This is a genomic window from Polaromonas sp. P3_C2 (assembly GCF_056402675.1).
Window position 1 is genome coordinate 1 of record NZ_JBFUGX010000075.1, and the last position, 9971, is coordinate 9971.

A 9971-nucleotide genomic window follows, 5' to 3' on the forward strand; every position below is an offset into this window, starting at 1 on the left:
GGCATATGGGATGGCCCAATCCGGTAAATAAATTGAATTCAGAGTGCAAACCCCTAATGGAGGGCTTGCCGACGAAAGCCCATTATCAATTTTCAGAGGTTCCAAAGGTCAACCCACCAAACCCCTGGCGTGAACTCCCTGGATTTATTAGAATTTCAGTAATTCCTGAAAATTCAATACACCAAAGACGCCGTAAAGAGACCCAAACCATGAATCTGGCCCCCTTAACCCAGCGGTTTGTTCTCCATTTCGGTGAAATGGGCAGTCGGTGGGGCATTAACCGTACTGTGGGGCAGATTTATGCCTTGTTATATGTCTCGCCGCGGGCCCTGAATGCCGATGAAATCGGCGAAGCGCTGGCGTTTTCGCGGTCCAACGTCAGCATGGGGCTGAAGGAGTTGCAGTCGTGGAACCTGGTGCGGTTGCAGCACCTGCCGAACGACAGGCGCGAGTATTTCAGTGCGCCGGAAGACGTCTGGGCCATCTTCCGCACACTGGCCGAGGAACGCCGCAAGCGCGAGATTGACCCGACGCTTTCAATGCTGCGCGATGCGCTGATGGAACACCCGGCCAACCAGGATGACATCCACGCCCAGGCGCGCATGAAGCAGATGCACGACCTGATCGAGCTGATGACGGGCTGGCTGGCCGATGTGCAGAAGATGGACTCGGCCACGCTGATGAGCCTGATGAAGATGGGCGCCAAGGTGCAGAAGCTGCTGGAAGTGAAGGACAAGGTCGCCAGTAGCGTGAAGGCCGGTTTGACAGGCCGCACCGCATCCAGCAAAGTGGCGGCGAAGCCTTCCGGCGAGCTCCTCGGCCCCGCAGCACCTGCTGCCAACCTTCCCGACGAAAACAGGAGTTGATGATGGACGGTTTAGACGCATTCCTGTTGGCCCGCATCCAGTTCGCGGCCAACATCACCTTCCACATCCTCTTTCCCACCATCAGCATTTCGCTGGGCTGGGTGCTGCTGTATTTCAAGCTGCGCTTCGTGAAAACCAAAGCGCAATACTGGATGGACGCCTACCAGTTCTGGGTGAAAATTTTCGCGCTGACCTTTGCCCTCGGTGTGGTCAGCGGCATCACCATGAGCTTCCAGTTCGGCACCAACTGGCCGGGCTACATGCAGAAGGTGGGCAACATTGCCGGGCCGCTGCTGGCCTATGAAGTGCTCACCGCCTTCTTTCTGGAGGCCACCATGCTGGGCGTGATGCTGTTTGCGCGGGAACGCGTGAGCGAGACCATGCACACCATCGCCACGCTGCTGGTGGCGGGCGGTACCACGCTGTCGGCTTTCTGGATATTGGCGCTCAACTCCTGGATGCAGACACCCGCGGGTTTTGAAATGATCAACGGCCAGGCGCATGTGACGAGCTGGCTGGCGGTGATCTTCAATCCTTCATTTCCGTATCGGCTGGTGCACATGCTGCTGGCGTCGGGGCTGACCGTGGCATTTCTGGTGGCGGGCGTTTCGGCCTACCGCTGGCTGCGTGATGACCGCGGGGCCGAAGTCATGGCCGGCCTGAAGACGGGCATCTACATGGCTGCCATGCTGATTCCGCTGCAGATCGTTGCGGGTGACCAGCACGGCCTGAACACGATGGAGCACCAGCCGGCCAAGCTGGCCGCCATGGAAGGCATCTGGGAAACCCAAAAAGGCGTGCCCGCGGTACTGTTTGCACTGCCCGACCAAGCCACCAAATCCAACCGCTATGAAATCGGCATTCCCAAGCTGGCGTCGCTCTACCTCACGCACAGCCTGGACGGCGAGGTCAAGGGCTTGAACGAGTTCGAGGGAAAACATCCGCCGGTGGCGCCGGTGTTCTGGGCCTTTCGCATCATGGTGGGGGTGGGCGTCCTGATGCTTCTGGTCAGTTGGGCCAGCGTGTGGCAATTGGCACCCTGGAAAAAAGACCCTGACCGTACGCTCACCGTATGGCATGCACGAGTTCTGGTCGCCATGACATTCGCAGGCTGGATCGCGCTGATCGCCGGCTGGTACGTGACCGAGATCGGCCGGCAACCCTGGCTGGTGACGGGCGTGCTGACGGCAGCCGATGCCGCCTCAAGAGTGCCGGCACCGCGCATCGCGTTGACGCTGACGCTCTACCTCGCGCTGTATGCGGTGCTGCTGGTGTCTTATGTGTCGGTGGTCTTCTACCTCGCGCGGCACAGGAAACACGCCGACAAGCCGTTCGGGGACGACAACACCGCCGGTGCGACCGAGAAGGAACTCAACGTCGTGAACTACCCCGAAAAAGAAGGAGCCTCCCATGCTTGACCTTGCCCCTGACCTGACGCAAGCCGCCGGCTGGATGCCCATTGTTTTCCTGGTGGTGATGGGCCTGGCGATGCTGGCCTATGTGATTCTTGACGGCTACGATCTGGGCGTGGGCGTGTTGATGCGCACCGCCGGCGATGACGACAAGGACACCATGATCGCCAGCATCGGCCCCTTCTGGGACGCCAACGAAACCTGGCTGGTGCTGGGCGTCGGTATTTTGCTCACGGTGTTTCCGCTGGCGCACGGCGTCATCCTGGGCGCGCTGTATTTGCCCGTGGCCTTCATGCTCATCGGCCTCACGCTGCGCGGCGTGGCCTTTGACTTCCGCGTGAAGGCGCGCGCCAGCCACAAGCCCTTGTGGAACCGCATGTTCTACACCGGTTCGCTGCTCGCAAGCTGGTCGCAGGGCTACATGCTGGGTTCGCTGATCACCGGTTTTGCGGCGACCTGGTGGACCATCGTCTTCAACGCGGTCATCGGCGCGGCGCTGGTCGCGGCGTATTGCCTGCTCGGCGCCGGCTGGCTCATCATCAAATCCGAAGGCGAATTGCAACTGCAAGCCGTGCGCTGGGCCAGGCGCAGCCTCCTGTTCACTGTGATCGGCATCGGTGCCATCTCGGTGGCCACACCGCTGGTGAGCCAGAGCATTTTCGACAAATGGTTTTCGTTTCCGAACATCGTGCTGCTGCTGCCAATCCCGGCGGCCACGGCGGTGCTGTTTGGCGTGATTTTCCGCAGCCTGCAGCGCCTGCCGGTGCGCCTKGCACAAGGCAATGAATACGGCGCATGGGTACCTTTTGGTGCGACGGTGGGCGTGTTTTTGCTGGCCTTCTACGGCCTGGCTTACAGCCTCTTCCCGTGGCTGGTGATCGACAAGCTGACGATCTGGCAGTCGGCCAGCGCGCCCGAGGCCATGGGCGTGATCCTGGCGGGTGCAGCCGTGGTGCTGCCGATGATCATCGGCTACACCGTGTTCGCTTATCGCGTGTTCTGGGGAAAAAGTACCGCATTGAAATATTAGCCCCCACGCAGGATATGGCCCCCACGGTCGCTCACTTCGTGTAGCTCCCTGCCCCCCGAGGGGGCCGCCCGCCTGTGGCCCGGCAAAGCCGGTTCCACGGCTCATGCTGGTTGAAGAATTCAGGGCGTTACCAGCGGGGGTATTTACCAGCGGGGGCCGAGGGTCCGGCTTTGCCGGCCCCAGGCGCCGCCCCCTGAGGGGGACCGGGCTACACGCAGTGAGCCTGGACAGGGGGGAGCTTTTCTAAAGACTAATTTCAGGCGCGGGCGCGATGGATTCGAGTTCGAGCAGAAAGGCTTCGGCTGATTCGTAGCGGTGCTCGGGGCTTTTGGCCATCAGCTTGTTGACCACGCCCTGCAATTCCGCATGCACCGCGGGCAGGGCGGGGGTGTCGGCGTTCAGGTGCTTGGCCAGCAGCAGTTCGAGCGATTCGGCAATGTAGGGCCGGCGGTTGGCCAGCATTTCAAACAGCATCACGCCCAGGCTGTAAAGGTCGGATTGCGCCGTCACCTTGCGGCCGGTGGCCTGTTCGGGGCTCATGTAGTAGGGCGTCCCCACGACGTCGCCGTGATGGGTTTGGGTCAGTCCCATGCTGGGGGCCTGCAGCATGGACTTGGCAATGCCGAAGTCGGCCAGCGCCACGCTGCCGTCGGCGCGCAGCATGACGTTTTCAGGCTTGATGTCGCGGTGGACAATGCCGTGTGCGTGGATGGCCGACAGCGCCTGGGCGACCTCGCGCGCCACCGTCAGCGCCTGCGAGCGGGCCAGGTCGGGTCCGAACAGGCTGCGCAGGTCACCGCGTTCAAAGTACTCCATCGCGATGTAGGCATGCTCGTCGGTGAACCCCTGGTCGTAGATCTTGATCACGTGCGGATGGTCGATCTTGCAGAGCAGGGCGTATTCCTGGATGAAGCGCACCAGGTGTTCCGAGGCTTCCTTGCCGCGTGAGTCCAGCACCTTGAGCACGATCGGCAGGCCGTCGGATTCGCGTTCGCTCAGGTAGACCTCGGTCATGCCGCCCGCGCCGATCTTGCGCGTGATGCGGTAGCCCTTGAGGCGTACCGCCTCGCTGCTGGCGTCAAAGCGCAGGTCTTTCAGCGCCGAGAGCTTGGCGTCCAGCGCGCCCTTGACCGCGCGTGCGGTAATGTCCGAATTGGCGCGCACGGCGTCGCTGATCTCGCTGGCGCGCTCGGTCAGGCTGGCCATGCCGTGGATCTTGTCTTCCATGGTGGTGACGAGGCCCGTGACCTCGGCCACATCGATGGCGAGGTTGCGGCCGGGCAGCGAGAGCGAGGTGTGGATGCCGGTCTGGATACCGGTGCCGGCTTCGCCGAGCGTCTGCTCGCTGGCCATCACCGTCCAGCCCTTTTCTTCGGTGGCGTCTTCCAGCCGTGAGGCCAGCGTGACGGTTTCGCCCACGGGCGTGAGTTCCTTGGTCTGTTGCGTGCCGAGCTGGCACAGCGTGACGGCGCCGCTGTGGATGCCGATGCCCATGGCAAACGGCGGCAGCGCGCGGCCGCCGAAGCGCTGCTCCAGCCAGTCGCGGAATTCATGCGTGGCCAGTGCCATGGCAAGAGCCGCAGAAATGGCGCGGCGCGGGGCCGGCAGCGGCGAGCCGGTGAGGGTGTCGACAAACACCGCCATCAGCCCATCGCCGACAAACTTGATGTGCCGGCCGCTGTTTTTCAGCACGGGTTCGGAGATGCGCTCAAAATATTCGGTGAGCAGTTGTGACACTTCCGCGGCGTTGAGCTTTTCAGCCAGCGAGGTGAAATTGCGGATGCTGGCCACCAGCACGGTGGCATTGGCGATTTCTTCGGTTTGCGCGCTGGCCGGAATATCAACCGGTACGCTGTCGGGGCGGCTGCCGCTGATGCGGCTGGCAAAAGCTGCGCGCAGGCGTTCTTCGCCGGCGGCCACCCCCGAGTCGATGGCTTCACGCACCCGTTCTTTTTTCTTCAGCTGCGCGTTGACGGCGTCGAGCAGTTCGGCGCGGCTGAAGGGTTTTGACAGGTAGTCGTCGGCGCCGGCCGTCATGCCGCGGCGCATGCTCTCGCGGTCATCCAGCGCGGTCAGCAGCATGAAGGGAGTGTTGACCAGCAGCGGGTCGGCGCGCACGGCTGCCAGCAGTTCAAAGCCGTTCATGCCGGGCATGCCGACGTCGGAGACGATCAGGTCGGGGCGGCTTGCACGGGCCTGCTCCAGGCCCTGCCGGCCATCTGCGGCCGCGGCCGTTTCAAAACCTTCAAGTTTGAGCAGCCGCACGATGTTGCTGCGGATGGCGTCGTCGTCCTCAACGATCAGGATCAGGGTCATGGGTTTCCTTGAGAAATGGGCAGGCTGATCGTGAACTGTGTGCCCGTTCCCGGCATGCTTGCCACCTCGATTTTGCCGTGATGCAGGTCAAYGGCGTGTTTGACAATGGCCAGGCCCAACCCGGAGCCCTGGCGGTTGCCTACATTGGAGCCGCGGTGAAAGCTCTCGAACAGGCGTGGCAGGTCTGAGGGCGGAATGCCGATGCCTTCGTCACTGACGCGCAGGATCAGGTGGTCCCCGGACTCATCCTGCCGGCGGTCCAGCGTGAGCACCACCACACTGCCGGCGGGCGAATATTTGCAGGCGTTGGCCAGCAGGTTGCTGGCAATGTGCCGGACCAGCCGTTCGTCGAGCAGGACCAGCTGCGAAAAAGCGTCGTGGCCGATGGGGGCTTCAAATTCAATCGCATGCTGGCCGGCGTCGCTGGTGTGCATTTCGGTCACGAGCTTGCGGCACAGCGCCGCGATATCCAGCGGTTTCAGGTTGAGCTTGAGTTTGCCGGCGTCGGCCTGCCCGACGGTGAGCATGTCTTCAAGCATGCCCTGCATGCGTTTGACCGCGATCACCAGGTCGGCCATGATGTCCTGGCGCTCGCGGTGCGTGATTTTTTCGCCGTAGTGTTCGATCAACTCTGCGGACGACAGAATCGTGGCAAGCGGCGTGCGGAATTCATGCGAGGCCATCGACACAAAGCGCGTTTTGAGCTCACCCAGCTCGCGTTCGCGCGCCAGGGCCCGCCGGGCTTCTTCGTCGGCTTCCTTGCGGCGGGTGATGTCCACGTAAGTCCACACCGAGCCTTCCTGCGGGCGATTGCGGTCGAGCGCCGAGCCGTYAAGCTGAACCCAGATCAGTTCACCACTTTTGCGGCGCATGCGCGTTTCCAGCGAGAACGATCCGGTTTGCGCGATCTGCGCGTAGGCGAGTTCGCCGGTGCGTTCGAAGTCCTCGTCACTGGGATAGTGAACGCGCGTTTCCTGGCCCAGCAATTCGGCCGGGCTGTAGCCGAGCATGGCGGCCAGCGTGCGGTTCAGCCACTGGTGGCGCCGGCTTTTGAGGAAGGTGACGCCGACGGCGGTGGTTTCGAGGATGGCTTCGCGCTGCGTCAGCGCGGTCTTGAGTTCTTCGTCCAGCCGGCGGCGTTCGCTGATGTCGGACATGAGCACGAGCAGGGCGGGTTCGCCGTCCCACTCAATGCGCGTGCCGTAGATGCTCGCCCAGCCGGTGCGCAGGTCCGGCGCCATGGTCTCGCGCGGTGGCGTGATGAAGCGGGCCTCGTAGGCGCTGACCATGGTGCCTGACTGCATGAGCTCGCGCTGGCGCTGCACCATCCTGCGGTCGTCAGGATGGATCAGGTGCATGGACGGCAGCCCGGTGAGCGTCAGGCCGAACATGGCCTGGGCGCTGGTATTTGAAAAGCGCACGATGCCTTTCTGCACCACCAGGATCACGTCGTTGACGTTTTCCACAACCGCCCGGTAGCGCTCGGCGGCTGATCGGGTCAGAGCCTCGAGTCTTTTGCGCTCGGTGACATCTTTCAGGAAAAAAAGGTCCGCCGGCGCACCTTCCCAGTCCACCAGCACGCCGTTGATTTCCACCCAGGAAGTCGTGCCGTCGTCGCGCTGGAATCTCGCCTCAAAAGCCGGGACGACGTTGCCGGCGGCGCGCAGCTTGTGCTTGCCGGAAACAAAGTTGCGGTCTTCCGGATGGATGAACTCGATCATGGGCCGGTCGGCCATGGTGCCGGCCTCTGTACCCAGCAAGGCCAGGCACGGCGGATTGGCAAAGCGCAGCAGGCCTTCCTGCCCGACGCAGATGTTTTCGGTCGCGAGGTCCACCATGGTCTGGTAGCGCGCCAGCGATGCACGAAGCTCCTGGGTGCGAAGCGCAACCCGGCGCTCGATTTCACTTTCCATGTCCTCTGGCGTGCCCATCGCCATCCCGCTTGCTGAGCCGTCATTGATTCCCTTTTCCGCAGGTCCGGCCGTTTTCCCACGCACGCGCGGTCCACGGCCCGGCGTATCCGGGGCGGCGGATGGGAGAGCTTGAGCCTGGACGGGCATGTTTAGTGGTGGAGCACCGAGGGAGCGGGAGAGCCAGGAGGAAAAGAAGAAAAGAAAGCGGAAATCAGGACAGGAAGCGGGCAAACAGGGGTGGGGCAATGGAGGCGCAGACTTTGGGAAAGTTTACGGGGCAACCTTGCCACAACTCACTGCGGCGGTAAAGACAGGAAAGTCTGGGCGCACAACACAGCCAACCTGGCATAACCGGCTGGCGGTGCCGGCTGCCATCCCCTCTTGCAGGGCGTCGTCCTGAAAGCCCTAGCCGCCATGCTCCAGCGTGAAGCCGGCATTGCGGTCTTGCCCCAGCAGGGCCACCATTTGCGGCAGGGCCGCTTGCAGCTCTGCCTTGAGGGTGTGGGGCGGGTTAATGACAAACATGCCGCTGGCAGGAAGGCCCGGTCGCACCACGTCACCGGCGGCATCTGTTGTTAATTTGCTCGATTTCACCGTTAAAGCGGCATTCAACCAGCTTCGGCTGGCTTTGACGGCCAGCGTCTTGAGCTTACGGGGCAGGTCATGGGCTTCCGGCCGCGGGATGATGGGATACCAGACCACATAGGTGCCGGTGGCGAAGCGCTTGACGGCGTCTGCCATGCAGGCCGACACGCGCGCGTAGTCGCTCTTCATTTCATAGCTGGGATCACACAGCACCATCGCCCGGCGGGCGGGTGGCGGCAAAAAGGTTTTCAGGGCTTCAAAGCCGTCTTCGCGCGAAACCGCCACCTGGCGGCCTACACCCAACTGTTCAATGTTGCCGGAAAGCGACTTGAAATCGGTGGGATGCAATTCAAACAACTTGAGCTTGTCGCGCCCGCTCAGGAATTGCTGCTCGATGAAAGGGGAGCCCGGATAGATCTTCAGGTGCGCGATGTCGCCGCTTTCGGCGAATTGCGGGTTCAGGCCGCGCAGCAGGTCGATGTAGTCCTGCAGGGCAGGCGCCCAGCCGCCTGCGGCTGGTTTGGCGGTGGTGGGCTTTGCTATTTTTTTAGGAGCTGCTTGCGCATGCTGTGCTTGGGCTGGAGCCGGTTTTGCCTCGGAAACAGATTGGGAAAGCAGCCTGAAAATGCCTTCCTGGGCCTCACCGCTGGTTTCGGTGTAGTCGCCGTCAAGCCGGTACAGGCCCGCGCCCGCATGCGTGTCGATCACGGTCAGCGCCGTGTCTTTCTGGGTCAAATACTTCATCAACGCGATCAGCGTGGTGTGCTTGAGCACGTCGGCGTGGTTGCCTGCGTGGAAGGCGTGGCGATAGGAAAACATGGGTCTATCCTACCTTCTTGCATGGGGGAAATGCCTTAAACCCGGCTGAATATTGACGCAAGTCCTTGATTTTTCATATAATCGTGGGCTCTGCAGCGCCTAGTGGTTCCGCGGCAGAGCTTGAAATACTGCCTAAGAGGTTCTCATCAGAAGAACACCGACCGCAGAAAAGAACCCGACAAACCATTTTTTCGAAAGAAAACTCATGAAAACGTTCAGCGCAAAACCCGCTGACGTGACGCACGAGTGGTTTGTGATTGACGCGACCGACAAGGTCCTCGGACGAGTAGCCAGCGAAGTTGCTCTCCGTTTGCGCGGCAAACACAAGGCCATTTATACGCCTCACGTCGATACCGGTGACTTCATCGTCATCATCAATGCAGCCCAGCTGCGCGTCACCGGCGCCAAGTCGACTGACAAGATCTACTATCGCCATTCCGGTTATCCAGGCGGCATCACTGCCACCAATTTCCGCGACATGCAAGCCAAGCACCCCGGCCGCGCTTTGGAAAAAGCCGTCAAGGGCATGCTGCCCAAGGGCCCGCTCGGCTACGCCATGATCAAGAAACTCAAGGTGTACGGTGGTGCAGAGCACCCGCATACCGCCCAACAGCCTAAAGTGCTGGACATCTAAGGAGCCATTGATGATTGGTGAATGGAACAATGGCACCGGCCGTCGCAAATCCAGCGTCGCCCGTGTGTTTATCAAAAAAGGCACCGGCAAGATCACGATCAATGACCGTGACATCCAGGTGTTCTTCGGTCGTGAAACCTCGATCATGATCTGCCGCCAACCCCTGTTTCTGACGAACCACGTCGAGACGTTTGACATCATGGTCAACGTCCACGGCGGCGGCGAGTCCGGCCAGGCCGGCGCAGTGCGCCACGGCATCACCCGTGCGCTGATCGATTACGACGCAACGCTCAAGCCGGCCCTGAGCCAGGCTGGCTTTGTGACCCGCGATGCACGTGAAGTCGAACGTAAAAAAGTCGGTTTCCGCTCAGCTCGCCGCCGCAAGCAGTTCAGCAA

The 9971-nt window shown here is 61.7% G+C and carries 8 protein-coding genes; 5 read left to right on the top strand and 3 right to left on the bottom strand.

What is annotated here, in order from left to right; all coding sequences use genetic code 11:
- Positions 1 to 209: 209 nt before the first annotated feature.
- Genes AC1DWI_RS05275 through AC1DWI_RS05285 form a run of 3 tightly spaced genes read left to right on the top strand, consistent with a single transcriptional unit; the run spans position 210 to position 3308 of the window.
- Positions 210 to 866, top strand: coding sequence for a GbsR/MarR family transcriptional regulator (locus AC1DWI_RS05275; protein WP_477670055.1), 657 nt, complete (start codon positions 210 to 212; stop codon positions 864 to 866).
- A 2-nt stretch (positions 867 to 868) separates the two neighbouring features.
- Complete coding sequence (locus AC1DWI_RS05280; protein ID WP_477670054.1) at positions 869 to 2284, top strand: cytochrome ubiquinol oxidase subunit I; 1416 nt, start codon at positions 869 to 871, stop codon at positions 2282 to 2284.
- Entirely contained in the window at positions 2277 to 3308 is a 1032-nt protein-coding gene (locus AC1DWI_RS05285; RefSeq protein WP_457282893.1) for a cytochrome d ubiquinol oxidase subunit II, read from the top strand. The genes AC1DWI_RS05280 and AC1DWI_RS05285 overlap by 8 nt, the downstream gene beginning before the upstream one ends.
- Positions 3309 to 3551: 243 nt before the next feature.
- Here AC1DWI_RS05285 and AC1DWI_RS05290 read toward each other — a convergent pair whose 3' ends face one another.
- The 3 genes from AC1DWI_RS05290 to AC1DWI_RS05300 form a co-directional block, all read right to left on the bottom strand.
- On the bottom strand, positions 3552 to 5624 hold the full coding sequence (locus AC1DWI_RS05290; RefSeq protein ID WP_477670053.1) for a protein kinase domain-containing protein: 2073 nt from the start codon (positions 5622 to 5624) through the stop codon (positions 3552 to 3554).
- A complete protein-coding gene (locus AC1DWI_RS05295) occupies positions 5621 to 7555 on the bottom strand; it encodes a sensor histidine kinase (RefSeq protein ID WP_477724490.1) in 1935 nt (644 codons plus the stop codon). Before AC1DWI_RS05295 ends, AC1DWI_RS05290 begins: the two co-directional genes overlap by 4 nt.
- Before the next feature lie 387 nt (positions 7556 to 7942).
- Positions 7943 to 8941 carry a 23S rRNA (adenine(2030)-N(6))-methyltransferase RlmJ gene (locus AC1DWI_RS05300; RefSeq protein WP_477670051.1) on the bottom strand — a complete coding sequence of 333 codons (999 nt, stop codon included), beginning with the start codon at positions 8939 to 8941 and terminating at the stop codon, positions 7943 to 7945.
- Between the two features lie 205 nt (positions 8942 to 9146).
- Between AC1DWI_RS05300 and rplM the strand changes: the two genes are divergently transcribed.
- Positions 9147 to 9575 carry a 50S ribosomal protein L13 gene (gene rplM / locus AC1DWI_RS05305; protein ID WP_007867557.1) on the top strand — a complete coding sequence of 143 codons (429 nt, stop codon included), beginning with the start codon at positions 9147 to 9149 and terminating at the stop codon, positions 9573 to 9575.
- A 10-nt stretch (positions 9576 to 9585) separates the two neighbouring features.
- A partial coding sequence (rpsI, locus tag AC1DWI_RS05310; RefSeq protein WP_477724491.1) for a 30S ribosomal protein S9 occupies positions 9586 to 9971 on the top strand: 386 nt, incomplete at its 3' end.

Bases quoted from the DNA above. Each gene is read 5' to 3' on its own strand.
- rplM (WP_007867557.1), top strand. From the start codon at position 9,147: ATGAAAACGTTCAGCGCAAAACCCGCTGACGTGACGCACGAGTGGTTT.
- AC1DWI_RS05290 (WP_477670053.1), bottom strand. From the start codon at position 5,624: ATGACCCTGATCCTGATCGTTGAGGACGACGACGCCATCCGCAGCAAC.
- AC1DWI_RS05280 (WP_477670054.1), top strand. From the start codon at position 869: ATGGACGGTTTAGACGCATTCCTGTTGGCCCGCATCCAGTTCGCGGCC.
- AC1DWI_RS05275 (WP_477670055.1), top strand. From the start codon at position 210: ATGAATCTGGCCCCCTTAACCCAGCGGTTTGTTCTCCATTTCGGTGAA.
- AC1DWI_RS05300 (WP_477670051.1), bottom strand. From the start codon at position 8,941: ATGTTTTCCTATCGCCACGCCTTCCACGCAGGCAACCACGCCGACGTG.